The 22,879-nt window shown below is 64.2% G+C and carries 21 protein-coding genes and 1 pseudogene; 15 read left to right on the top strand and 7 right to left on the bottom strand.

The window, feature by feature from the left end; genetic code table 11:
• Positions 1-408: 408 nt before the first annotated feature.
• On the bottom strand, positions 409-546 hold the full coding sequence (locus XI04_RS38490) for a hypothetical protein (protein WP_162832240.1): 138 nt from the start codon (positions 544-546) through the stop codon (positions 409-411).
• Positions 547-965: 419 nt separating this feature from the next.
• Between XI04_RS38490 and XI04_RS38495 the strand changes: the two genes are divergently transcribed.
• Positions 966-2,297, top strand: a complete 1,332-nt coding sequence (locus tag XI04_RS38495; protein ID WP_271609407.1) for an Hsp70 family protein — start codon at positions 966-968, stop codon at positions 2,295-2,297.
• 193 nt (positions 2,298-2,490) lie between these two features.
• On the opposite strand, the pseudogene XI04_RS38500 reads toward XI04_RS38495, so the two are convergent.
• Both XI04_RS38500 and XI04_RS38505 read right to left on the bottom strand, forming a co-directional pair.
• Positions 2,491-2,927, bottom strand: a pseudogene (locus XI04_RS38500) (SRPBCC family protein).
• Between the two features lie 133 nt (positions 2,928-3,060).
• The gene (locus tag XI04_RS38505; RefSeq protein WP_271609409.1) at positions 3,061-3,750 is read right to left on the bottom strand and encodes a hypothetical protein; all 690 of its coding nucleotides are present in this window, start codon (positions 3,748-3,750) and stop codon (positions 3,061-3,063) included.
• 344 nt (positions 3,751-4,094) lie between these two features.
• On the opposite strand from XI04_RS38505, the gene XI04_RS38510 reads away from it, so the two are divergent.
• The 3 genes from XI04_RS38510 to XI04_RS38520 all read left to right on the top strand — a co-directional run bounded on the left by XI04_RS38510 (position 4,095) and on the right by XI04_RS38520 (position 4,928).
• Positions 4,095-4,304: a cold-shock protein gene (locus XI04_RS38510; protein WP_028143038.1), complete on the top strand. Its 210-nt coding sequence runs from the start codon at positions 4,095-4,097 to the stop codon at positions 4,302-4,304.
• Positions 4,305-4,404: 100 nt separating this feature from the next.
• Positions 4,405-4,647, top strand: coding sequence for a transcriptional regulator (locus XI04_RS38515; protein ID WP_271609410.1), 243 nt, complete (start codon positions 4,405-4,407; stop codon positions 4,645-4,647).
• 56 nt (positions 4,648-4,703) lie between these two features.
• On the top strand, positions 4,704-4,928 hold the full coding sequence (locus XI04_RS38520) for a hypothetical protein (RefSeq protein WP_028143040.1): 225 nt from the start codon (positions 4,704-4,706) through the stop codon (positions 4,926-4,928).
• 72 nt (positions 4,929-5,000) lie between these two features.
• Here XI04_RS38520 and XI04_RS38525 read toward each other — a convergent pair whose 3' ends face one another.
• From XI04_RS38525 to XI04_RS38540, 4 genes are all read right to left on the bottom strand, one after another.
• Positions 5,001-5,213 carry a hypothetical protein gene (locus XI04_RS38525; protein ID WP_028143041.1) on the bottom strand — a complete coding sequence of 71 codons (213 nt, stop codon included), beginning with the start codon at positions 5,211-5,213 and terminating at the stop codon, positions 5,001-5,003.
• A 289-nt stretch (positions 5,214-5,502) separates the two neighbouring features.
• Positions 5,503-6,780 (bottom strand): formyl-CoA transferase, encoded by a 1,278-nt coding sequence (gene frc / locus XI04_RS38530; RefSeq protein ID WP_018315863.1) that lies wholly within the window; start codon positions 6,778-6,780, stop codon positions 5,503-5,505.
• Positions 6,781-6,845: 65 nt separating this feature from the next.
• Positions 6,846-8,579, bottom strand: coding sequence for an oxalyl-CoA decarboxylase (gene oxc, locus XI04_RS38535; protein ID WP_095426483.1), 1,734 nt, complete (start codon positions 8,577-8,579; stop codon positions 6,846-6,848).
• Between the two features lie 66 nt (positions 8,580-8,645).
• Positions 8,646-9,341 carry a GntR family transcriptional regulator gene (locus XI04_RS38540; RefSeq protein WP_161966556.1) on the bottom strand — a complete coding sequence of 232 codons (696 nt, stop codon included), beginning with the start codon at positions 9,339-9,341 and terminating at the stop codon, positions 8,646-8,648.
• Between the two features lie 351 nt (positions 9,342-9,692).
• On the opposite strand from XI04_RS38540, the gene XI04_RS38545 reads away from it, so the two are divergent.
• The 11 genes from XI04_RS38545 (at position 9,693) to XI04_RS38595 (ending at position 22,853) form a co-directional block, all read left to right on the top strand.
• On the top strand, positions 9,693-11,822 hold the full coding sequence (locus XI04_RS38545) for an acetate--CoA ligase family protein (RefSeq protein ID WP_095426484.1): 2,130 nt from the start codon (positions 9,693-9,695) through the stop codon (positions 11,820-11,822).
• 56 nt (positions 11,823-11,878) lie between these two features.
• The gene (locus XI04_RS38550; protein ID WP_152103248.1) at positions 11,879-12,718 is read left to right on the top strand and encodes an IclR family transcriptional regulator; all 840 of its coding nucleotides are present in this window, start codon (positions 11,879-11,881) and stop codon (positions 12,716-12,718) included.
• Positions 12,719-12,824: 106 nt separating this feature from the next.
• Positions 12,825-13,793 (top strand): Bug family tripartite tricarboxylate transporter substrate binding protein, encoded by a 969-nt coding sequence (locus XI04_RS38555; RefSeq protein ID WP_038947124.1) that lies wholly within the window; start codon positions 12,825-12,827, stop codon positions 13,791-13,793.
• Positions 13,790-14,275, top strand: a complete 486-nt coding sequence (locus XI04_RS38560; RefSeq protein WP_271609411.1) for a tripartite tricarboxylate transporter TctB family protein — start codon at positions 13,790-13,792, stop codon at positions 14,273-14,275. Before XI04_RS38555 ends, XI04_RS38560 begins: the two co-directional genes overlap by 4 nt.
• Positions 14,275-15,774, top strand: coding sequence for a tripartite tricarboxylate transporter permease (locus tag XI04_RS38565; protein ID WP_152103247.1), 1,500 nt, complete (start codon positions 14,275-14,277; stop codon positions 15,772-15,774). Before XI04_RS38560 ends, XI04_RS38565 begins: the two co-directional genes overlap by 1 nt.
• Positions 15,775-15,827: 53 nt before the next feature.
• Complete coding sequence (locus XI04_RS38570; protein WP_038970583.1) at positions 15,828-16,628, top strand: NYN domain-containing protein; 801 nt, start codon at positions 15,828-15,830, stop codon at positions 16,626-16,628.
• An 85-nt stretch (positions 16,629-16,713) separates the two neighbouring features.
• Positions 16,714-18,513 carry an adenine deaminase gene (locus XI04_RS38575; RefSeq protein WP_271623917.1) on the top strand — a complete coding sequence of 600 codons (1,800 nt, stop codon included), beginning with the start codon at positions 16,714-16,716 and terminating at the stop codon, positions 18,511-18,513.
• Positions 18,514-18,665: 152 nt separating this feature from the next.
• On the top strand, positions 18,666-20,456 hold the full coding sequence (gcl, locus tag XI04_RS38580; protein WP_038970579.1) for a glyoxylate carboligase: 1,791 nt from the start codon (positions 18,666-18,668) through the stop codon (positions 20,454-20,456).
• 14 nt (positions 20,457-20,470) lie between these two features.
• Positions 20,471-21,256, top strand: a complete 786-nt coding sequence (hyi, locus tag XI04_RS38585) for a hydroxypyruvate isomerase (RefSeq protein WP_038947129.1) — start codon at positions 20,471-20,473, stop codon at positions 21,254-21,256.
• A 211-nt stretch (positions 21,257-21,467) separates the two neighbouring features.
• The gene (locus XI04_RS38590) at positions 21,468-22,355 is read left to right on the top strand and encodes a 2-hydroxy-3-oxopropionate reductase (RefSeq protein WP_152103245.1); all 888 of its coding nucleotides are present in this window, start codon (positions 21,468-21,470) and stop codon (positions 22,353-22,355) included.
• A gap of 114 nt (positions 22,356-22,469) precedes the next feature.
• Positions 22,470-22,853, top strand: a complete 384-nt coding sequence (locus XI04_RS38595; RefSeq protein WP_018315876.1) for a DUF1236 domain-containing protein — start codon at positions 22,470-22,472, stop codon at positions 22,851-22,853.
• Positions 22,854-22,879 lie beyond the last annotated feature (26 nt).

The following is a 22,879-nucleotide window of genomic DNA, read 5'->3' on the forward strand; positions in this document are numbered from 1 at the left end:
CAGCCCATCTGGATTCACACGCTTGGGGTCACCTTTGCGGTCGATCTCCCATTGCAGCCTCACCAACCAGAAGTTTATGAGCGGGGACAAGGCGCGACATCCGCTCCTTTGGGCTAAGGCTCCGCCCTGATTGGCAAACGTGCCATTTCCTTGGCCGTTCCTGTCCCGCGCTCTGCATCCCCATCTAGCACCTTGGTCGTGCAATCGTTTTGGTTGTCGAATGGTATGCGAGATGCCAGCTGGCTCACAATTGGACGGCCGGCCAAATCGGCGGACCAATCGTCGCAGTTGTGTTCGCGGGCGAAGCGGGGACCAAAAGAAAATGGCCCCGACGAGGGGGCCATTTATCAAACCTATCGTCTGCGGTTGCCTGCCGCGCGCCGTTTCGGCTGCGCGGGGAAGGCCTTCTTACAGGCCGAAACGCGGCAGGTCGCCATTGTGGTTCGAGATCTCGGCGCTCGCCATCAGGAAACGGTCGACCGCAGCCATGAAGCGGCTGAACAGCGAGGAGGAGGGGGCGAAAGCGACGGAAGCGGTCTTGGACATTGGAATTCCCTTTCTTGAGACGATCAGTCTTGGCGTCTCGTCTCAGGATGAAAATATGTATACCAGATGCCACTGTCTACGCGCTTGTTTGCATAGCAGCATACAAAGTCCCGCATTGCAGCATAATGCGGGGTTAATGAGGTCGGTTCGGGCTTAAATGGCCTCCAAACGGGGCTTTCCGGCTTAGACGCCGTCTCCGGACGCCGAAGCCGTACCTGCCAGAGGCATATCCATACGCTTGAAGGGGAAACCGGGGCCCACCGCGCGAACCTGAAGCGAGCCGCAATGGCCGAGGGCTTTGCAGGGCAAGGCTTTGCGGGGCAAGGCTTGGCAGGGCAAGGCTTTGCAGGCAAGGCTTGGCAGGGCAAGTCAAAGCCGCTAGTGGTCTGCCCCCTTCCAATCATCTGTCAGAGTGGTTCATGTCGAGCGCCTCGCCCGCCGTCTCGATCGGCATCGATTTTGGAACCAGCAATACGGTCGTCGCCCTTGCGGCGGACGACCGCCGGGTCGAGGCCATCCGCTTCGATCACGGCGGACAGCGCCACAGCGTCTACGTGTCGGCTTTGTGCTTCTGGGAGGATCGGCCGGGCGCCGGTGCCCAGGCCGAAGGCGGCCCCTGGGCGATCGAGACGTTCCTCGAAGGACGCCACGTCTACCGCTTCCTGCAGTCGTTCAAGACGTTCGCGGCGAGCAGCAGCTTCAACACCACGCAAGTGTTCCGGCAACGCTTCAAGTTCGAGGATATTCTGGCGGCGTTCCTGCGGACGCTGGCGCGCCATGGCGGCGACAGGTTCGGCTTCGAGACCTCGACCATCACGGTCGGCCGTCCCGTGCGCTTTGCCGGCGGCAATCCCGACGAGGCGCTGGCGATGCAGCGCTACCGCGCCGCGTTCGAGCGCCTGGGCGCCGGCCATGCGCGCTACGTCTACGAGCCCGTGGGCGCGGCGTTCTCCTTTGCCCGGAGGCTGGAGCGCGATGCCACCGTGCTGGTCGCGGATTTCGGCGGCGGCACCAGCGATTTCTCCGTGATGCGTTTCTCGCGCGCGGGCGGCAGCCTTCGCGCCGAGCCACTCGGCCACGCCGGCATCGGCATCGCCGGCGACACGTTCGACTACCGCATCGTCGACCACGTCGTCTCGCCGCGGCTCGGCAAGGGCTCCAGCTTCCGCTCGTTCGACAAGGTGCTGCCGATCCCCAGCGGCCATTACACCAACCTCGCGCGCTGGCATCAGCTCGCGATGATGAAGAGCAACGGCGATCTGCGTGAGCTGCGGGAGCTTGCACGCACCGCGCTGAAGCCGAAGCTGCTCGAGGATTTCATCACCATCGTCGATCTCGACCTCGGCTTTTCGCTGTACCGTGCAGTGTCAAATGCCAAGGTTGCGCTGTCGGCGCAGGACGAGGTGGATTTCCGCTTCAAGGGCGGCGGGGTCGATATCGGATCGACCATCACGCGGAAAAATTTCGAATCCTGGATTGCAGACGACATCGCCCGGCTGGGGGCCACCGTCGACAAGGTGCTGGCCGAAGCCGGCATCACCGCGCGCGAGGTGGAGAAGGTGTTCCTGACCGGCGGCACGTCCTTCGTGCCGGCCGTCCGAAAGCTGTTCGCCGAGCGGTTCGGCAACGAACGGCTGATGTCGGGCGATCAGTTCGAGTCGATCGCCTATGGGCTCGCGCTGATCGGGCACAGTCCCGACCCGGACCGCTGGACGGCAGGTGGCGGGCTGGAGGCGAAGGCGGGCGCTTGACGATTGTCCGTCATTGCTTCGCTGCGCTCAGAATGACCGCGTGGGTAGAGCGGCGCATCTGATCGAACAGTGCCGTAGGGTGGGCAGAGCGAAGCGTGCCCACGCGTCTGTCGCCGTACGAGAAAGATCGTGGGCACGGCGCAAGTGCGCCGTTGCCCACCCTACGACACCAACTACGATACTTTCGTCACGGCTACTGAATGATCTCGGGCTCGACGAGCTTCGCCAGATTGCGCAGCGATTCCTGCCAGCCGAGATAGCAGGCCTCCGGCGGGATCACGTCGGGGATGCCGGCCTGCGTGATGTCGATCTCGGTGCCGACCGAGACCTTCTTCAGGATCACGGTGACCTCGATCTCGCCGGGCAGGTTGGGGTCGTCGAACCTGTCGGTGTAGCGGAGACGTTCGCCGGGCACGAGCTCGACATATTCGCCGCCGAACGAATGGCTGTTGCCCGTCGTGAAATTCCGGAATGACATCTTGAACGTGCCCCCGACCTTGGGCTCGAAATGATGCACGGTGCAGGTAAAGCCGTTCGGCGGCAGCCATTTCGCCATCGCATCGGCCTCCAGGAAAGCCCGATAGACTTTTTGCGGGCTGGTGCGCGGTGCAGGCGGATCGTGCTGGGCATGGTTGTTATCCTCAGTGTTTGATGGGCCCGAGATTGGCGTCTATGGCCCATTCATGTCACGAGGACGACCGGGAAGCCGCCGATCCGACATGGCATCTCGTTTTTTTTGTCGGCGGTCCTTCTGGCCGGGTTGCTAGATCGCTGCGACATCCTGTGGCGTCATCGTGAATGCCAGCCTGTAGCGGCCGATCTTGATATCCTCGCGAGCACCCGCCGCGTGAAGCGACGACGGCGAGAATTGGCCGGCGATCCCGGCGTCAACCACATCGGCATCGTAACCCGACAGCAGGACGATCCAGTCGGCAGCGCCGTCGCTGCCGCGGATCTGCTGCTCGGTGGTGGGCGCGCTCGTGCGAGGCGTGTCGGTGAAGAGGAGGTGGGCGCCTGTCAGCCCCGGCTGCAGCGCCAATGCGCTGAGCGTTTCCGAGAGGCGCGTTTGAAGCTCCGTCTCCCGTCCGGCCTGGGGCGACAGCCTGATGGTTGCCAGCGATGTCGCCACACCGCCGCCGAAGCTGGACGCCACCCGGCACTGGCTGCGGACCATGCCGAGATGATGCGGCATCATCTTCGCCGACCACGGCGTCGGCGCATTGAGCCGGTCGAGATATCCGCTCGACGTGAGCACCTCGTACTGTGCGAGCTCGTAGAGCACGAAGAAGCCCTCTGCGTTCGTCGTGCTGGTCCAGCGCGAGCCGCGCCGGAAACCGGGAATGCTCATCCGCTCCGGAAAGTGCTCATGCGAATGCCAGTCGCCGAACTCGCTGCGCTGTTCGGGGCGAACGCTCCACCACATCGCGACGGCGGCCTTGCCCAGTAGTGACATGGTGACCTCCCATCCTGCGCAGCAAGATCAGCCCCAATGTCTACGCCTCGTCAGCGGAAGCCACAATTCCGCAGCGTTCCTCGTTCAACTCCTCAGCGTTTCGCCAGAGGGAGGCCCCGCGTAGTCGTCTCAAACCTGGGAATGTTCCGCCGAGGTCCTGGTGCAATTAAGCTTGGACAAGCCTTGCAAGTAGAGACGGTGAGGTATACCTTAAAAGCTGTTCGTTCAGCCGCTGTGCCTTGTTGAATGCGCCCGCGGGCTCCTTTTCCAGAGACATCGACGAATTGAATTGGTTCTGCGTGAGCGTCACGCGGAATGTGCGCTTGCGCGCTTTGGAGAAGAAAATGACGACAGGTACCGTGAAGTGGTTCAACGGCCAGAAAGGCTTTGGATTCATTCAGCCCGACGACGGCGGCCAAGATGTGTTCGTTCACATCAGCGCGGTCGAGCGGGCTGGTCTTGCGGGTCTCGCTGAAGGCCAAAAGGTCAACTTCGAGGCCAAGACCGACAAGATGCGGGGCAAAGTCAGCGCAGAGAATCTCTCGCTGGCCTGAGCTCCCTGGTGCCGTTTCACGGATGTACTGAAACGGCCACGCTGCCCGCTCGATCCTAGGGATTGAGCGGGTTTTGTCTGTTTTCGGAGCAGGGTGAGGGATGAGCGCCAGGAAATCGGCAGAACCGTCACCCGAAGGTATCGCGCGTTCCAACCGCCAACGATTGGCGGCTGAAGAAGGAGCGCGCGCCATGGCGGATGCCGTAAAACAGGCGGTCGACGTTCGCAAGAACATGGCGCGGCTGCGCGAACTGCGCGAAGCCAAGGAAGCGGCCGACGCGACCCTTCAAGCATCGTTGCCGGCATCGACCCCGACGAAGCGCAAGAGGAAGCCGCCGCAATAATCGACTTCAGCAGCGCCACCGACGAAATCTGGAGAGGACCGGTCACATGCCGAAGAGTGCGGGTCGTGCCTAGAGCCAAGTCGGACGGCGGTGGCACAATCACCTTTTTTCTGGCGCTTGGCGCTGGCCGACAGATGTGCCGGCTCGCGACCACGTTCCAAACGCAGAAACAGGCCTTCAGCTATCTTCAGAAGCACCGCACCGAGTTTGAGCGCATCGCGCGGACCCGGCTGGCGTCCGGGGAGCTCGAGGACGGCGTCGTCCTTCTCTCGATGCTCTAGAGCATGATCCGGAAAACGTACGGCGGTTTTCAGCCGGCCGGATGCAGATCGTAACCAGCGACAAGACGCTTCCTATTCGGGCAAGCCTTTTTCAAGCAGCTCTTTTTCAAGCTGCTCTTTCGACTTCGCCTCGCGGGCCAATCGCTCCGCTTTGAGCCGCTCGCGGTTCTCGTTGAGGGAGTGCTGGTCCTTCGCATAGTCGTTCATCGGCTTCTGCGTCTTGACTGGCTTGAACGCCTTGTTGGCTTCGCGCTTGGCCCGATCAGAGGATTGATCTCTCAACATTTCGACCTCACTTCGATCAATGGGCGTAGCCCGGGAGCGCCTGACGCGACGCCTCCCGCCTGCAAGCCGATATGGATTGATTGGTCACCCTCCGAACGGGAGGGTGGATCATCCTTCAGTGTTGGGCGGGTCTGGCGCGAGGTTCGGTCACTCGCCGTGGAGGCGGCACGTTCGCATTTCTGAGAGCATGCCGGTCGAAGAAGTAACGGCCGGTATGCGGTTCGGTTCCTTTGGCCCGAACAAAAAGGCCGCCGAAACCGGCGGCCTTTCGCGCTTGCAGCGAGCTTGCTTACTCCGCGGCCTGCTTCTGCGGCGGGTCGAGCGCGCCGGACTTGTGGATGTCGGCGACCTGGTGGTCGCTGAAGCCGAGCACGGAGCGCAGGATCTCGTCGGTGTGCTCGCCGAGCAGCGGGGAGCGCTCGACGTCGCTCGGGCTATCCGACAGCTTGATCGGGTTGCCGACCGAAATGTACTTGCCGCGGGTGGGGTGGTCGACTTCGACCAAGGTACCGGTGGCGCGCAGCGACTGGTCCTCGATGATCTCCTTCATCGACAGGATCGGGCCGCAGGGGATGTCGTCCTTGTTGAGGATTTCCATCGCCTCGAACTTGGTCTTGGTCATCGTCCACTGCTCGATGCGCGCAAAAATCTCGTTGAGGCGCGACAGCCGGGCCGGCGGCTTGGCGTAGTCGGGATGGGTCTTCCAGCCGGGTTCGCCGATCACGTCGCAGATCTTCTCCCAGACCGGCGCCTGGGTGATGAAATAGAGGTAGGCGTTGGGATCGGTCTCCCAGCCTTTGCACTTGACGATGCGGCCGGGCTGGCCGCCGCCGGAATCATTGCCGGCGCGCGGCACGGCGTCGCCGAACGGAATGCCTTCGCCGTACTGGCTGTATTCCTTCAGCGGGCCATGGGCGAGGCGCTGCTGGTCGCGCAGCTTGACGCGGGCGAGGTTGAGTACGCCGTCCTGCATCGCAGCCGTAACCTTCTGGCCCTTGCCGGTGACGGTGCGCTGGTAGAGCGCGGTGACGATGCCGAGCGCGAGGTGGAGGCCGGTGCCGCTGTCGCCGATCTGCGCGCCGGTGACGAGCGGAAGACCGTCGCGGAAGCCGGTGGTGGAGGCGGCGCCGCCGGTGCACTGGGCGACGTTCTCATAGACCTTGCAGTCTTCGTACGGTCCGGGGCCGAAGCCCTTGATCGAGGCGACGATCATCTTCGGGTTGATGGCCTGGATCTTCTCCCAGGGGAAGCCCATGCGGTCGAGCACGCCGGGGCCGAAGTTTTCCACCAGCACGTCGCACTTCTTGATCAGCTCGGTGAGGACTTCCTTGCCCTTGGGGTTCTTGGTGTCGAGCGTGATCGAGCGCTTGTTGTGGTTGAGCATGGTGAAATACAGGCTGTCCACATTCGGGATGTCCTGCAGCTGGCCGCGGGTGATGTCACCCACGCCCGGACGTTCCACCTTGATCACGTCAGCGCCGAACCAGGCGAGCAGCTGCGTGCAGGTCGGTCCTGATTGAACGTGGGTGAAGTCGAGAATGCGAACGCCCGTAAGCGCTTTGGTCATCGTGTTGCTCCGTACTCTGTGTCTGCCCCCGCCAACCGCAGGGAATTAAGGGTTGAGGGGTGGACTTACTTCTTCTTCTGCAGAACGCTCTGCGGATTGAGGTTGCCTATGCGGCCGCTCTCCGAGCCCGCGGCCGGATCGATCACCGCGTTGATGAGCGTCGGCTTGCCGGACTTCATGGCTTCGTTGACGGCGCGCTTGAGCTCGTCCGGCGAGGTCGCATTCACGCCGACGCCGCCGAAGGCTTCCATCATCTTGTCGTAGCGCGCGCCCTTGACGAACACCGTCGTCGCCGGATCGGCGTTGGCGCCGTTGACGTCGGTGCCGCGATAGATGCCGTCATTGTTGAAGATGACGACGCAGATCGGCAGGTTGTAGCGGCAGATGGTCTCGACCTCCATGCCGGAGAAGCCGAACGCCGAGTCGCCTTCCACTGCGAGCACGGGGTGACCGGTCTCGAGCGCGGCGGCAATCGCCTGGCCCATGCCGATGCCCATCACGCCCCAGGTGCCGACGTCGAGACGCTTGCGAGGGCGGTACATGTCGATGACGCCGCGGGCGAGGTCGAGCGTGTTGGCGCCTTCGTTGACGAGGATCGCCTCGGGGTACTCCTTGATGACGTTCTTCAGCACGCCGAGCGCGCCGTGATAGTCCATCGGCGATTTGTTGTTCATGAGCTTCGGCGCCATCTTGGCGACGTTCTCTTCGCGCTTGGACGAAATCGCCTTGGTCCATTCGGCGGGCGGGGCGGTCCAGCCGGAAGCCATCGCCTGGTTGAAGGCGGAGACGACCGAGCCGATGTCGCCGACGACGGGCGCGACGATCTCGACGTTGGAGTCCATCTCGCGCGGCTCGATATCGACCTGGATGAACTTCTTGGGCGCTTCGCCCCAGCTCTTGCCCTTGCCGTGCGAGAGCAGCCAGTTCAGCCGCGCACCGATCAGCATGACGACGTCGGATTCCTTCAGCACGGTCGAGCGGGCCGCACCGGCGCACTGCGGATGGGTGTCGGGCAGGAGGCCCTTGGCCATGCTCATCGGCAGGAAGGGCACGCCGCTCTTCTCGACGAAGGATTTGATCTCTTCGTCGGCCTGCGCGTAGGCCGCGCCCTTGCCGAGGATGATGAGCGGACGCTTGGCACCCTTGAGCACGTCGAGCGCACGCTTGACCGAAGCGGGCGAGGGGATCTGCGCGGGCGCAGCATCAATCACCTTGACCAGCGACCTCTGGCCGGCATCGGCGCTCATCACCTGGCCGAACAGCTTGGCCGGCAGGTCGAGATAGACGCCGCCCGGACGGCCCGAGACCGCGGCGCGGATGGCGCGGGCCAGGCCGATGCCGATGTCCTGGGCGTGCAGCACGCGATAGGCCGCCTTGCACAGGGGCTTGGCAATCGCGAGCTGGTCCATCTCTTCGTAGTCGCCCTGCTGCAGGTCGACGATCTCGCGCTCCGAAGAGCCCGAGACCAGGATCATCGGGTAGCAGTTGGTGGTGGCGTGGGCGAGTGCCGTGAGACCGTTGAGGAAGCCGGGCGCGGAGACCGTGAGGCAGACGCCGGGCTTCTTGGTGAGGTAGCCGGCGATGCCTGCGGCGTAACCGGCGTTCTGCTCGTGGCGGAACGAGATCACGCGGATGCCCTCGGCCTGCGCCATGCGGCCCAAATCCGTGATCGGGATGCCCGGCACATTATAGATGGTGTTGATGCCGTTCAGCTTGAGCGCGTCGATGACGAGATGAAAGCCATCCGTCAGCTCCTGCTCGGTGCCCGGTGCCTCGGACTTGGTCGCGGTATTCAGCATGGGCCTTGTCTCCCTGGTCTCAGATAGTGGGGCGAATTGTTCGCCCTTCTGGTGAACGTTGCTAGGTTACGTAAACAGTTCCTGGCCGTGCGCTTCGACGTAAGCGGCAAGGCCGAGAGTGTGGTCGCGGGCACGCTTTTCGGCGAGCTCGGTGTCGCGTGCCTCCAGTGCTTCGATCATGCCGAGATGCTCGGGCAGCGAGGTCGCAGTGCGGTCCTTGCGTCCGATGGTCAGCTGGCGATAGCCGCGCACGTGCAGCAGCAGGTCGTTGGTGAGATCGACCAGCACCGGCGATTCCGACAGCGAGATCAGCGCCTGATGGAAGGCGATGTTGGCGCGCGAATATTCCTCGACGTGATCCTCGGGCAGGCGGTCCTTGCCGAAATCCTTGAAGTAGTCACGCAGCGCCGTGATGTCCTTCTTGCGCGCAGTGGTGGTGATGAGGCGCGCAGCCATGCTCTCCAGCGCCGCCCAGGCGCGGATCATGTCGACGATCTCGCTCTTGGTCCGGCGCACCACCATGATGCCGCGGCGCGGCACCGTCTTCACGAAACCGTCCTGCTCTAGCATCGCGATCGCTTCGCGGATCGGGGTGCGGCTGACACCCAGACGTTCGGACAGCGCGCGCTCGTCGAGCATCACCGGCTCGGGCGTCGAATAGATGTCCATCCTGAGGATGGCTTCCTTCAAGGCGTCATACGCCTTGTTCTTGAAGCTGCTCTCCGGGGCAATACGAACGATTGCGATATCTGCCTCGGCCATGTTCGGCAACGCCTTGGTTGGTTTCCGCAGTGACACGACGAATCTCCTCCAGTGGGAGTCGTCTTTTACAGGATTATTAACGGGAAAGTTTTTGGCATACCACATGCCAGAATGTCAAGCTGGCTATTTTTTGCGGCGTTCTAAGCGATGCCGCAGCTTGACAAGTTGGCTTCTGGCATACCAAATGCCATCGCCAGCCATTTTTGATCCACGGCGGCGGAGTAATCTGGCGCTTATGCCGCTCCGTTCCGCGGAATGGAACAGAGCGCGGCGAATGGCAAGCATCACGGGCAGCCGCAAAACCACGCGCGCGCTTTGAAAAGAACGAACTGAGGTCAAGGGAGAAGCCACATGTCCAATTCCAAAGAAGCCGTCCGCAAGGTGCTTGACCAGGTCAAGGCGGACAACCGCACCAGCCTGACGGCCCCGGAAGGCAAGCTGGTCTGCGACGCCTATGGCATTCCGGTGCCGAAGGAGGGCGTGGCGAAGTCGGCGGGCGAGGCCGGCAAGATGGCCTCGTCGATGGGCTTCCCGGTGGTGATGAAGATCGTCTCGCCGGACATTCTCCACAAGACCGAAGCGGGCGGCGTCATCGTCGGCCTCAAGACCGCCGAAGATGCCGAAAAGGCCTACGAGACCATTCTGGGCAACGCCAGGAAGTACAAGGCCGACGCCAAGATCGACGGCGTCCAGGTGCAGCAGATGCTGGCCGGCGGCACCGAGGTCATCGTCGGCTCGATCACCGATGGTTCGTTCGGCAAGCTGGTCGCCTTCGGCCTCGGCGGCGTGCTGGTCGAAGTGCTCAAGGACATCACCTTCCGTCTCGCGCCCGCGACCAAGGAAGACGCGCTCTCGATGCTCGACGGCATCCAGGCGCATGAGATCCTCAAGGGCGTGCGCGGCGGCGAGCCGGTGAACCGCAACGCGCTCGCCGATGTCATCGTCAAGGTCTCGCAGCTCGTGACCGACTTCCCTGAAATCGTCGAGCTCGACCTCAATCCGGTGTTCGCGACGGCGAAGGGCGCCACCGCCGCCGACGTGCGCATCGTCGTCGACTTCGCCTATGTGCCGAAGCCGAAGCCGCGCCCGACCGAGGAGATCGTCGCGGCGATGAGCCGCATCATGCAGCCGAAGGCAGTCGCCGTGGTCGGCGCCTCCGCCGAAGACGGCAAGATCGGCAACTCCGTGATGAAGAACCTCATCAACGGCGGCTACAAGGGCGACATCTATCCGATCCATCCCAAGGCCGCCGAGATCCTCGGCTACAAGGCCTATAAGAGCGTCAAGGACGTGCCGGGCGTGATCGACACGGCCGTGTTCGCGATCCCCGCGAAGTTCGTGGCGGCCGCGCTCACCGAATGCGGCGAGAAGAAAATCCCGGGCGCGGTGCTGATCCCGTCGGGCTTCGCCGAAGCCGGTGCGCCGGAGCTGCAGGCCGAGATCGTCGAGGTCGGCAAGAAATACGACATCCGCCTGATGGGGCCGAACATCTACGGCTTCTATTATACGCCCGCCAATCTCTGCGCGACCTTCTGCACCGCCTACGACGTCAAGGGCCACGCGGCGCTGTCGTCGCAGTCGGGCGGCATCGGCATGGCCATCATCGGCTTCTCGCGCTCGGCCAAGATGGGCGTCTCGGCCATCGTCGGCCTCGGCAACAAGTCCGATATCGACGAGGACGATCTGCTCGCCTTCTTCGAGCAGGATCCGAACACCAATTTGATCGCGCAGCACTGCGAGGACCTCAAGGACGGCCGCGCCTTCGCGGAAGCCGCCAAGCGCGTCTCCAAGAAGAAGCCGGTCGTCGTGCTCAAGGCCGGCCGCACCTCGGCGGGCGCCAAGGCGGCCTCGTCGCATACCGGCGCGCTCGCCGGTAACGACAAGATCTACGAGGACGTCCTGGCGCAGTCCGGCGTGATCCGCGCTCGTTCGCTGCGGCAACTGCTCGAATTCGCCCGCGGCGTGCCGGTGCTGCCGACGCCGAAGGGCGAGAACGTGCTGATCATCACCGGTGCGGGCGGCTCCGGCGTGCTGCTGTCGGACTCCTGCGTCGACAATGGCCTGTCGCTGATGTCGATGCCGGCGGATCTGGATGCGGCCTTCCGCAAGTTCATCCCGCCGTTCGGGGCTGCCGGAAATCCTGTGGATATCACCGGCGGCGAGCCTCCGATCACCTACGTCAACACGGTGAAGCTCGGCCTCTCGGACGAGCGCATCCATTCGCTGATCCTCGGCTACTGGCACACCATCGTCACGCCGCCGATGGTGTTCGCCCGCAACATGGTCGAGGTGAAGAAGGAGATGGAGGCCAAGGGCTTCGTGAAGCCGATCGTCGCCTCGCTCGCGGGCGACGTCGAGGTCGAGGAAGCCGCCGAATATCTCTACCAGAACGGCATCCCGGCCTACGCCTACTCGACCGAGCTTCCGGTCGAGGTCCTCGGCGCCAAGTACAAATGGGCGCGCGGGGCAGGGCTGCTCTGAGACGAAGACTTCACCTCTCCTCGCTCGCGGGGAGAGGTGACAACTGTCAGGTCGCGATGAGCAAGAACGTGATCCGGCGCAAATCGCTCGAGCCTCGATCATCGGAGGCCGACAACGACACGCGCGACGGCGGCGTGCAGTCCGTCGATCGCGCGCTGTCGATCCTGGAAACGCTGGCCGAGGACGACGAAGGCTATCGCCTCAGCGATCTCGCGGTGCGCACCGGCCTGTCGGCTTCCACGGTGCACCGCCTGCTGGCGACGCTGGAGAGCCGCCGTTTCGTGCAGTTCGACCGCACGCAATCTAAATGGCATGTCGGCTCGCGCGCCTTCACGGTGGGTGCCAGCTTTGCGCGACGGCGCAATTTCTCCGCGCAGGCGATTCCTTACTTGCGCAAGCTGCGCGATCTCACCCGCGAGACCGCCAATCTCGCCGTGGTCGACGACGAGTTCATCATCGTGCTGACCCGCATGGAGAGCCGCGAGATCATGCGCTCGCTGACCCTGGTCGGCGGCCGCGTCCCCATGGTGACGTCCGGCGTCGGCAAGGCCGTGCTCGCAACCTATTCCGATGAGGACGTCGGCGCCGTCATCCGCCATCACGGCATGCCCCGGCTGACCGAGAAGTCGATCGTGCGGCCGAGCGACCTGTTCAAGGAGCTCGAAAAGATCCGCAAGCAGGGTTTTGCCCTCGACGATGAAGAAGCCAGCATGGGGCTGCGCTGTATTGCCGCAGTGGTCTACAACGACTGTGCCGAGCCGCTCGCGGCGATTTCCGTCTCAGGCATGACCAGCCGTTTGACCGACGACAGGCTGCCGGAAATCGGCCAAATCGTGCGCGAGGTCGCCGGCGAGCTGACGGTTGCGCTCGGTGGGGTGATGCCGGCGCCGCGCTAACTGGGGAACCCGGGCACTGTCGCTGGACAGCATCGGCCGTTTTGGCTGATATGCGACCAAACGACACAATGCGGCAAACGTCCGCATGAGCCTGGAGAGCGTCCTCATGTTTCAATTTTCCGCGCGCCTTGCCGGCGCAGCCGTCGCGCTGACCCTTGCGGCAGCGACGCCGTCCCTTGCCCAGCAGCTCGAGCTCAAGCTGATGGCGCCGGCGGCCCCGGGCGGCGGCTGGGACCAGACCGCGCGCTCCATGCAGCAGGCGCTGGTGGCCGCGGGCGTCGCGCGCAGCGTGCAGGTCACCAACGTTCCCGGCGCCGGCGGCAGCGTCGGCATCGCGCAATTCGTCAACGGCGCCAAGGGCGACGGCAACCAGATGATGGTCAACGGCTTCGTCATGGTGGGCGCGCTCGCCATGAACAAGTCGCCGGTGACGCTGGAGCAGGTGACGCCGATCGCTCGCCTCACCGAGGAAATCCAGGTGATCGTGGTTCCCGCGAATTCGCCGATCAAGACTGCGCAGGATCTGGCCGCCGCGGTGAAGGCCGATATCGCCAAGGTGACTTTCGCCGGCGGCTCGGCCGGCGGCGTCGACCATGTGATGGCGGCGTTATTCGCCGGCGCGGTCGGTGCCGATGCCAAGAAGATCAACTACATCCCGTTCTCCGGCGGCGGCGAGTCGCTGGCGGCGATCCTCGGCGGCAAGGTCACCGCGGGCATTTCGGGCCTCAGCGAATATGAAGGGCAGATCAAGTCCGGCAAGCTGCGCGCGATCGGCGTGACCTCGGAGAAGCGCATCCAGGGCAGCGACATCCCGACCTTCAAGGAGCAGGGCATCGACCTCGTGATCGCCAACTGGCGCTCGGTGGTGGCGCCTCCCGGCATCACGCCGGAGCAGCGCAAAACCCTGAGCGATGCGGTCGAGAAGATGGTGAAGTCGGACGCCTGGAAGGAAATCCTCAAGCAGAAGGGCTGGGAAGACGCCTATCTCGGCGGTGACGCCTTCGCCGACTTCCTGAAGAAGGAAACCGTGCGGGTCACCGACGTGCTGAAATCGGTCGGCCTGGTCAAGTCATGACCTCGGGCGATCCGGCCCAGCCGCCGCGGCGCGTCGATCGCGCCGGTATCGTCATCGCTGCACTGCTCGGAGGCCTCGCCGCGGTGCTGGTCTTCGACGCGCGCGGCCTGTCATCCACCGCGATGTACGGCATGGGGCCGGAGGCGATGCCTGTCGTGATCGCCAGCGGCCTTGCGCTGCTTGCGATCGGCAATTTCATCGACGCGCTGCGCGGCAATTTGCCGGCGCGCGAGAGCGCCGATCCCGTGCCCGTGGTTCTGATCCTCATCGGTCTTGCGCTGCTGATCGCCATCATCGGCTTTGGCGGCGGCTTCATCCTGGCGACGTCGGCGCTGTTCGTGACGACATCGGCCGCCTTCGGCCGCCGTGCCATCCTCGTCGACAGCATCATCGCCCTCGTGATGTCGATCCTGATCTATCTCGCGTTCGACCGGTTGTTGACGCTGAGCCTTCCGACCGGCCCGCTGGAGCGACTGCTGTGATGGACACTTTTGCGGCGCTGGCGCACGGCATGGCCGTCGCCATTCAGCCGATGAACCTGCTCTATGCCCTGATCGGTGTATTCCTCGGCACCGCCGTGGGCGTGCTGCCCGGCATCGGCCCGGCGCTGACGGTCGCGCTGCTGTTGCCGGTCACCTACAAGCTAGATCCCGGCGGCTCGCTGATCATGTTCGCCGGCATCTATTATGGCGGCATGTATGGCGGCTCCACCACCGCGATCCTGATCAACACGCCCGGCGAGAGCGCCTCGATGGCGACCGCGCTCGAAGGCAACAAGATGGCCAAGGCCGGCCGCGGCGGGCCGGCGCTTGCGACATCCGCGATCGGCTCCTTTGTCGCCGGAACCATCGCCACCATCGGCCTGGCCTTCCTCGCGCCGTGGCTGGTCGATTTCGCCGTGCGCTTCGGTCCTGAGGATTACTTCGCGCTGATGTGCGTCGCCTTCGTCACGGTGTCGGCGACCTTCGGCGATTCCCCGATCCGCGGCCTGACCAGCCTGTTCATTGGCCTGACGCTTGGCCTCGTCGGCATCGACAAGTTGACTGGTCAGGCGCGGCTTGCGTTCGGCGTTCCTGAACTGCTCGACGGCGTCGAGGTGACGACGCTCGCGGTCGGCCTGTTCGCGGTGGGTGAGGCGCTCTATGTCGCCTCGCGCCGCCACCACAGCGAGGAGAAGCTCGAGCCGGTGCGCGGCTCGCTGTGGATGACCAGGGAGGATTGGAAGCGTTCGTGGAAGCCGTGGCTGCGCGGCACCATGTTCGGCTTTCCGATCGGCGCGCTGCCGGCGGGCGGCGCTGAGATCCCGACCTTCCTGTCCTATTCGACCGAGAAGCGTCTCACAAAGCATCCCGAAGAGTTCGGCAAGGGCGCGATCGAAGGCGTCGCGGGGCCGGAAGCCGCCAACAACGCCTCCGCCGCCGGCACGCTGGTGCCGCTCTTGACGCTGGGACTGCCGACCTCGGCGACGGCCGCGATGATGCTGGCGGGCTTCCAGCAATACGGCCTCAACCCGGGACCGCTGCTGTTCGCCGAGCGGCCTGATCTCGTGTGGGGCCTGATCGCGAGCCTGTTCATCGCCAACGTGATGCTATTGGTGCTCAATCTGCCGCTGGTCGGCCTGTGGGTGCGGCTGCTTGCGATCCCGCAGCCATGGCTCTATGCCGGCATCCTCGTATTCGCGACCATGGGCACCATCGCCGCAAAACCGTCGGTGGTCGAGTTGTCCATGCTCGCCGGTTTCGGCGTGCTCGGCTTTTTGATGCGCCGGTTCGATTTTCCGATCGCCCCCGTCGTGGTCGGCCTGATCCTCGGCCCGATCGCCGAGAGCCAGTTGCGCAGGGCGCTCGCGATCAGCCTCGGCGATCCCATGACGCTGCTGCAGAGCCCGATCTCGGCGACGCTGCTGGCGCTGGCACTGATCGCGCTGCTGGCGCCCTTCGTGTTGAAGGGGCTGGGCCGGTTCAAGGCGACCGAAGATTAGTCATCCCGGCGCTGGCATCTTGTGATGCTGCGTCCATCTCGTGGGGACATTCCATGCCGTCAGAACTTCGTTCGCCCCGTCTCGCCGTCCTGATCGATGCCGACAATGCGTCGGCAAAAATCGCGGACGGACTGTTCGAGGAGATCGCCAAGATCGGCGAGGCCAGCGTCCGCCGAATCTACGGCGACTTCTCCAACGCGCGGTCCAGGGGGTGGGCCGACATTCTGTCGAAGCACGCCATCATCCCGCAGCAGCAGTTCGCCTATACGACGGGCAAGAATGCATCCGACATCACGCTGGTCATCGACGCCATGGACCTGCTTCACAGCGGCCGGTTCGACGGCTTCTGCCTGGTGTCATCCGACAGCGACTTTACCCGTCTGGCGGCCCGCATCCGGGAGCAGGGCATCGATGTCTTTGGGTTCGGCGAGCAGAAGACGCCCGAAAGCTTCAGGCAGGCCTGCCGACGGTTCGTCTATACGGAGAACCTGCTTGCCGGCACGGCGACCGCCCAGGACGCATCTTCACGCTCAGCGCCGCTTCAGCCGCCCGATGCCGCCACGCCCATCATCAAGAAGGTCATCACCCAGATGGAGAGCGAGGACGGCTGGGTCGCGCTCGGTGAAGTCGGACGGCAGCTCGCCAATCTCGCTTCCGATTTCGATCCGAGGACCTACGGCTTCCGCAAGCTGAGCGACCTGGTGCGGAAGACCAATTCGTTCGAGATCGATGAGCCGAAGGGCCGGTCGATGCGGATCCGGGTCAAACCCGCTGAGGCGCCGCCGGCGAGAACGCGGAACCCGCGCCGATCTGCCAGGTCGGGAACGGCAGGCGGTGCGGCGCCCAAGGCGTAAGCAGGGCGTGCCGTCATATTTGCACTTGCCCGGTTTGGTGCAGGGCGTAACCATCGCCGGGCCGTAACGCCGCGCGAGGGTCCCGATGACCAAACTCACCCGCTTCACCGTCGCCCCGCTGCATGCGATGACCCGGCGCCTCGCCGATGTCGCGTCCGCGCGTCTCGCGCCAGATCTGGTCATTACCGGCGCGCGGGTGCTCTCGACCTATTCGGAACGCATCCATCCCGGTCGGGAGGTCTGGATCACCGGCGGGCGCATCGCGGTGGTGAAGCCATCAGGCGCGGCAAAGAAGATCTGGCCCAACGTCGCGCTCTACGATGCCGCTGGCGGCGTCATCGCGCCCGGGCTGGTCGATCCGCACATCCACATCGAATCCTCGATGGTGACGGCCTGCGCCTATGCCGAGGCCGCGCTGCTCAACGGCACCACCACGATCTTCGACAGCCACGAGATCGGCAACGTCATGGATGTCGCCGGCGTGGAGGCGATGCTGGAAGACGCGCGCGAGGCGCCGCTCTCGATCTTTTTGACGGTGCCGTCGACTGTCCCTGCGACTTCGGCCGAGCTCGAAACGGCGGGAGGAGACCTTACACCGGACAAGATCGCCGGTCTGTTCGACCGCTGGCCGGAGGCGGTGGCGCTCGGTGAAAAGATGGATTTCGTGCCCGTCACGATGGGCGACGAGCGCAGCCATGCCATCCTCGCTGCCGCCTTGAAGCGGGGACGTCCGGTGTCCGGCCACGTCTACGGCCGCGAATTCGTTGCGGCCTATGCGGCCAGCGGCGTAACGGATACCCATGAGGCGATCGACCGCGACATCGCCGACGACCTGCTCGATGCCGGCGTCTGGATATTCCTGCGCGGTGGTCCGCCGACGACGCCCTGGCACTCGCTACCGCAGGCGATCCGCACCATCACCGAGCTCGGCGCCTCGCACAAGCGCACGGCGGTGTGCACCGACGACCGCGACGCCGACGATCTCCTGATGTTCGGTCTCGACTGGGTGGTGCGCGAAGCCGTGAAGGCCGGGATGTCACCGGAGCAGGCCTGGTCGATGGGCTCGCTGCACGGCGCCACGCGCTTCGGCATGGACGGCGACATCGGTGGCCTCGGCGGCGGCCGCCGCGCCGATCTCGTGCTGATGGACGACCAGCTCAAACCGCAATGCACCTGGTATGGCGGCGAGCTCGTGGTCGAGAACGGCGAGATCACCGGGCTGCTCGATCAGGCGCTGTCTCACCGCTATCAATATCCAAAGGCGGCTTATGCGACGGTGAAGCTGCCGGAGAAGGTCAAGCTGACGCCGGATCTGCCGGCGAAGGCCTGCACCGTCAATGCGATCAAGACGGCGTTGCCGGGCATCACCCTGATCCATGACAAAGTCGCGATCGAACCCGCCAAAGACTGGCCGTCTTTGTTCGCGCGCTACGCCCTCTGTTTCGTCACGGTCATCGAGCGCCACGGCAAGTCGTCCGGCAACGTCGCTTATGGACTGCTGAAGGACTTTGGCCTGAAGCGCGGCGCGGTCGCCTCCAGCGTCGGACACGACAGCCACAACATCATCGTCGCCGGTACCAACGAGCCCGATATGCAGGTCGCGATCGCGGCCATCAAGGACCAGCAGGGCGGCGTCTGCGTCGTCGCCGACGGCAAGGTAAAGGCACTGGTTCCGCTGCCGATCGCGGGGCTTCTCTCGGACAAGCGCGTCACGGAGGTGGCCGAAGAGGTCAAGGCGCTGAAGAAGGAATGGGCCGAGGCCGGCTGCACCATCCCCTATATGGGCTTCAATTTGATTCCCCTATCGGTCATTCCGGAAATTCGCATCACCGACAAGGGCCTAGTGCTGGTGCCGCAGATGGAACTGGCGCCGCTGTTCGAGTGATCCGCTTTCATGCAACTCTCGATCTAACCGTTTGAGACCGCCGCTATTTTTCCGCGGCTGCCGCATCGTGGAAAATAAAATCGATCTCGTTGAGATCGGCTTCTGCGCACCCGATGATCTCGCTCGCTGACGCAACTTGAGCGAGGTCCGATATGGCGAAGATGCGAGCTATCGATGCTGCCGTGCGAATTCTGGAGAAGGAAGGCATCTCCACCGCCTTCGGCGTTCCCGGGGCCGCGATCAATCCGCTTTACTCGGCGCTGAAGAAGCGCGGCTCGATCCGGCATATCCTGGCACGCCATGTCGAGGGCGCCTCGCATATGGCCGAGGGCTATACGCGGGCGAAGGCCGGCAATATCGGGGTCTGCATTGGAACCTCGGGGCCGGCCGGCACTGACATGATCACCGGGCTCTATTCGGCGATCGCCGATTCCATTCCGATCCTCTGCATCACCGGGCAGGCGCCGCGCGCGCGGCTCTATAAGGAAGACTTTCAGGCCGTCGACATCGAGTCGATCGCAAAGCCCGTGACGAAATGGGCGGTGACCGTGCGCGAGCCGGCGCTGGTGCCGCGCGTGTTCAGCCAGGCGTTTCATGTCATGCGCTCGGGCCGGCCGGGGCCGGTGCTGATCGACATGCCGCTCGACGTGCAGCTCGCCGAGATCGAGTTCGACGACGAGACGTATGAGCCGCTGCCGGTTTACAAGCCCACAGCGACGCGCAAGCAGGTCGAGAAGGCGCTGGAGATGCTCAACGCCGCCGAGCGGCCGCTGATCGTCGCGGGCGGCGGCATCATCAATGCCGACGCTTCCGATCTCCTGGTCGAATTCGCCGAGATTGCCAACGTGCCTGTTGTCCCGACGCTGATGGGGTGGGGCGCGATACCCGACGATCACGTGCTGATGGCGGGCATGGTCGGCCTTCAGACCAGCCACCGCTACGGCAATGCCACCATGCTCGAATCCGACTTCGTGCTCGGCATCGGCAACCGCTGGGCCAACCGCCACACCGGCTCGGTCGAGACCTACACCAAGGGCCGCACCTTCGTGCATGTCGACATCGAGCCGACCCAGATCGGGCGCGTGTTCAATCCCGATCTCGGCATCGTCTCGGACGCGAAGGCTGCGCTCGAGCTGTTCGTCACCGTCGCCAGGGAGTGGCGCCGGTCAGGCAAGCTGCGCGAGCGCCAGGCGTGGCCCGCGGCCTGCCGCGATCGCAAGAAGACGATGCTGCGCAAGAGCCATTTCGACAACGTCCCGATCAAGCCGCAGCGCGTCTATGAGGAGATGACCAAGGCGTTTGGTCGCGACACATGCTACGTCACCGTGATCGGCCTGTCGCAGATCGCCGGCGCGCAGTTCCTCGGCGTCTATCGCCCACGCAACTGGATCAATGCCGGTCAGGCGGGGCCGCTCGGCTGGACACTGCCCGCCGCGCTCGGCGTGCGTGCCGCGTGCCCGGATCGCGACATCGTCGCGCTCTCCGGCGATTACGACTTCCAGTTCCTGATCGAGGAGCTCGCGGTCGGGGCGCAGTTCAATCTGCCCTATATCCACGTCGTCGTGAACAATTCCTATCTCGGCTTGATCCGCCAGGCCCAGCGCGGCTTCGAGATGGACTATCACGTTCAGCTCTCCTTCGAGAACATCAACGCGCCCGAGATCGGCGTCTACGGCGTCGACCACGTCGCGGTCGCCGAAGGCCTCGGCTGCAAGGCGATCCGCGTCACCGATCCGAAGGACGCGCAGGCCGCGTTCGCGACCGCGCGCGAATTGATGGCCAAGCACCGCGTGCCCGTGGTGGTCGAGTTCATCCTCGAACGCGTCACCAACATCGCGATGGGCACGGAGATCGACAACATCGTCGAGTTCGAGGAGGTGCTGGACCTGCCGCTCGACGAGGTCGAGCGGGCGCGCCCAGGCGTGCTGCAGCCGGCGGAATAGGAGAGGACCTCATCATGCCGAAATTCGCTGCCAACCTCACCATGCTCTTCAACGAGATGCCGTTCCTGGACCGCTTCGCAGCGGCGAAGGCGGCGGGCTTTTCCGGGGTCGAGTATCTCTTCCCCTATGATTTCGACAAGGCGCAGCTGCGCGAGCAGCTGGAAGCCCACGGCCTGACCCAGGTGCTGCACAATCTGCCGGCCGGAAACTGGGCCGGGGGCGAGCGCGGCATTGCGATCCTGCCCGATCGCACCGCCGAATTCCGCGACGGCGTGTTTCGCGCCATCGACTATGCCAAGGCGCTCGATTGCGAGCAGCTCAACTGCCTCGTGGGTATTGCGCCTGCCGATGCCGATCCGCGCGAACTCAACGAGACGCTGGTGGGAAATTTGCGCTTCGCCGCCTCCACGCTGGCACGCGAGAACATCAAGCTGCTGGTCGAGCCGATCAACACGCTCGACATTCCCGGCTTCTTCCTCAACGGCACCGAGCAGGCGATACAGCTGATCTCCGAGGTGCGGTCGAACAATCTGTTCGTCCAGTACGACATCTATCACATGCAGATCATGGAGGGCGATCTCGCCCGCACCATGCAGGAATATCTGCCCCAGATCGCCCACATCCAGCTCGCCGACAATCCGGGCCGCCACGAGCCCGGCACCGGCGAGATCAATTATCCCTTCCTGTTCCGCCACCTCGATGCGATCGGCTATCGCGGCTGGATCGGCTGCGAATACAAGCCGCGCACCACGACGCTGGAAGGGCTTTCGTGGCACGCGGCGCAGACGTTCGAGACGTGAGAATGCACCCACAGCGACGGTGCGCTCCCTCTCCCGCTTGCGGGGGAGGGCTGGGGTGGGGGTATCTCCGCGAAAAGATTCGATCGAGATGCGGTGAAAGCCCCCAAGCGGATAGAGCCCCCACCCGGCGCTACGCGCCGACCTCCCCCGCAAGCGGGAGAGGTGCACCGAGCTTGTGGATCGACTTGGCCTAAATCTGGAGGAATGAGACATGACCAACATCGGCTTCATCGGACTTGGCACCATGGGACGGCCGATGGCCGGCCATCTCCTTAGCGCTGGCCATCGTGTTCTCCTGCACGATGTTGCGCCGGTTGCGGCTGAGCTGATTTCCGCGGGCGGCATCGCCTGCAAGTCGGCCAAGGAAGTCGCGGAGGGCGCGGATGCCGTCATCATCATGGTGCCGGATACGCCGCATGTGGAAGCGGTGCTGTTCGGCAAGGATGGTGTTGCGAGCGGCATCTCGAAAGGCAAGATCGTCGTCGACATGAGCTCGATCTCGCCGCTGGCGACGAAGGAGTTCGCGAAGAAGATCGAGGCGCTCGGGGCGGACTATCTCGACGCGCCGGTCTCAGGCGGGGAGGTCGGCGCCAAGGCCGCGAGCCTCACCATCATGGTCGGCGGGCCGGAGCGGGCCTTTGGCACCATGAAGCCGGTGTTCGACAAGATGGGCAAGAATGTCACCCGCGTCGGCGCCAATGGCGACGGGCAGACGACGAAGGTCGCCAACCAGATCATCGTCGCGCTCACGATCGAAGCGGTGAGCGAGGCGTTGTTGTTCGCATCGAAAGCCGGGGCCGATCCGGCGCTGGTGCGGCAGGCGCTGATGGGCGGCTTTGCCTCCTCGCGCATCCTCGAAGTGCACGGCGAGCGCATGGTGAAGCGTAATTTCGCTCCCGGCTTCCGCATCGAGCTGCATCAGAAGGATCTCAATCTTGCGCTCGAAGGCGCGCGCTCGCTGGGCCTTTCGTTGCCGAGCACGGCAGTGGCGCAGCAATTGTTCTCGGCCTGCACCGCGCATGGCGGCAAGGGCTGGGATCATTCCGCGATGGTGCGGGCACTGGAACTGATGGCAGGTCACGAGATCGCCGCAGCCTGAACTGTTACGCGGTAACAGTCTCCAGTTTTTGAGGCGTCTTCGCTTCGGGGGAACCGGAACAATGCTCCGGCCCCGCGGTTGAAGGCGCAGGACAATCACTGGAGACAAATCAACATGAAAACCCGTCTTGCGATTACGTTGGCTGCAGCGTCGCTGCTGGCGTCGAGCGCAGCCTTTGCCCAGTCGACGACCGAACAAGGCGCCAGGGACGGCGCGCGTGCGGGCGGCGATATTGGCGGACCGATCGGCGCCATGGTTGGCGGCACCGTTGGTGCGGCCGTCGGCGCTGGCCTCGAGATTCCGAATGCGGTCCTCGGCGGAATTCCTCGCAGCGATTCCGTCGTGGTTGAGGAGCGCGTCGTGGTAGGCGAGCCGCTGCCGCCGACCGTGGTGCTCCGCCCCGTACCGAACTACACCGAGTATCGCTATGCGGTCGTGAACGATCGCCGCGTGATCGTCGAGCCGCGCACGCGTCGGGTAGTCAAGATCATCGACTGATCCAGGCCGGCCACAGGCGTGGAGGG

This window comes from Bradyrhizobium sp. CCBAU 11430, assembly GCF_028128855.1.
Taxonomy (GTDB): domain Bacteria; phylum Pseudomonadota; class Alphaproteobacteria; order Rhizobiales; family Xanthobacteraceae; genus Bradyrhizobium; species Bradyrhizobium ottawaense.

Excerpts from the sequence above, each read along its gene's own strand:
- XI04_RS38590 (WP_152103245.1), top strand. The coding sequence starts at position 21,468 with ATGACCAACATCGGCTTCATCGGACTTGGCACCATGGGACGGCCGATG.
- XI04_RS38515 (WP_271609410.1), top strand. The coding sequence starts at position 4,405 with ATGAGCGCCAGGAAATCGGCAGAACCGTCACCCGAAGGTATCGCGCGT.
- XI04_RS38570 (WP_038970583.1), top strand. The coding sequence starts at position 15,828 with ATGCCGTCAGAACTTCGTTCGCCCCGTCTCGCCGTCCTGATCGATGCC.
- XI04_RS38555 (WP_038947124.1), top strand. The coding sequence starts at position 12,825 with ATGTTTCAATTTTCCGCGCGCCTTGCCGGCGCAGCCGTCGCGCTGACC.
- XI04_RS38540 (WP_161966556.1), bottom strand. The coding sequence starts at position 9,341 with ATGGCCGAGGCAGATATCGCAATCGTTCGTATTGCCCCGGAGAGCAGC.
- frc (WP_018315863.1), bottom strand. The coding sequence starts at position 6,780 with ATGACCAAAGCGCTTACGGGCGTTCGCATTCTCGACTTCACCCACGTT.
- XI04_RS38505 (WP_271609409.1), bottom strand. The coding sequence starts at position 3,750 with ATGTCACTACTGGGCAAGGCCGCCGTCGCGATGTGGTGGAGCGTTCGC.
- oxc (WP_095426483.1), bottom strand. The coding sequence starts at position 8,579 with ATGCTGAATACCGCGACCAAGTCCGAGGCACCGGGCACCGAGCAGGAG.
- XI04_RS38565 (WP_152103247.1), top strand. The coding sequence starts at position 14,275 with ATGGACACTTTTGCGGCGCTGGCGCACGGCATGGCCGTCGCCATTCAG.
- hyi (WP_038947129.1), top strand. The coding sequence starts at position 20,471 with ATGCCGAAATTCGCTGCCAACCTCACCATGCTCTTCAACGAGATGCCG.
- XI04_RS38490 (WP_162832240.1), bottom strand. The coding sequence starts at position 546 with ATGTCCAAGACCGCTTCCGTCGCTTTCGCCCCCTCCTCCTCGCTGTTC.
- gcl (WP_038970579.1), top strand. The coding sequence starts at position 18,666 with ATGGCGAAGATGCGAGCTATCGATGCTGCCGTGCGAATTCTGGAGAAG.
- XI04_RS38510 (WP_028143038.1), top strand. The coding sequence starts at position 4,095 with ATGACGACAGGTACCGTGAAGTGGTTCAACGGCCAGAAAGGCTTTGGA.
- XI04_RS38595 (WP_018315876.1), top strand. The coding sequence starts at position 22,470 with ATGAAAACCCGTCTTGCGATTACGTTGGCTGCAGCGTCGCTGCTGGCG.
- XI04_RS38495 (WP_271609407.1), top strand. The coding sequence starts at position 966 with ATGTCGAGCGCCTCGCCCGCCGTCTCGATCGGCATCGATTTTGGAACC.
- XI04_RS38550 (WP_152103248.1), top strand. The coding sequence starts at position 11,879 with ATGAGCAAGAACGTGATCCGGCGCAAATCGCTCGAGCCTCGATCATCG.
- XI04_RS38525 (WP_028143041.1), bottom strand. The coding sequence starts at position 5,213 with ATGTTGAGAGATCAATCCTCTGATCGGGCCAAGCGCGAAGCCAACAAG.
- XI04_RS38560 (WP_271609411.1), top strand. The coding sequence starts at position 13,790 with ATGACCTCGGGCGATCCGGCCCAGCCGCCGCGGCGCGTCGATCGCGCC.
- XI04_RS38575 (WP_271623917.1), top strand. The coding sequence starts at position 16,714 with ATGACCAAACTCACCCGCTTCACCGTCGCCCCGCTGCATGCGATGACC.
- XI04_RS38545 (WP_095426484.1), top strand. The coding sequence starts at position 9,693 with ATGTCCAATTCCAAAGAAGCCGTCCGCAAGGTGCTTGACCAGGTCAAG.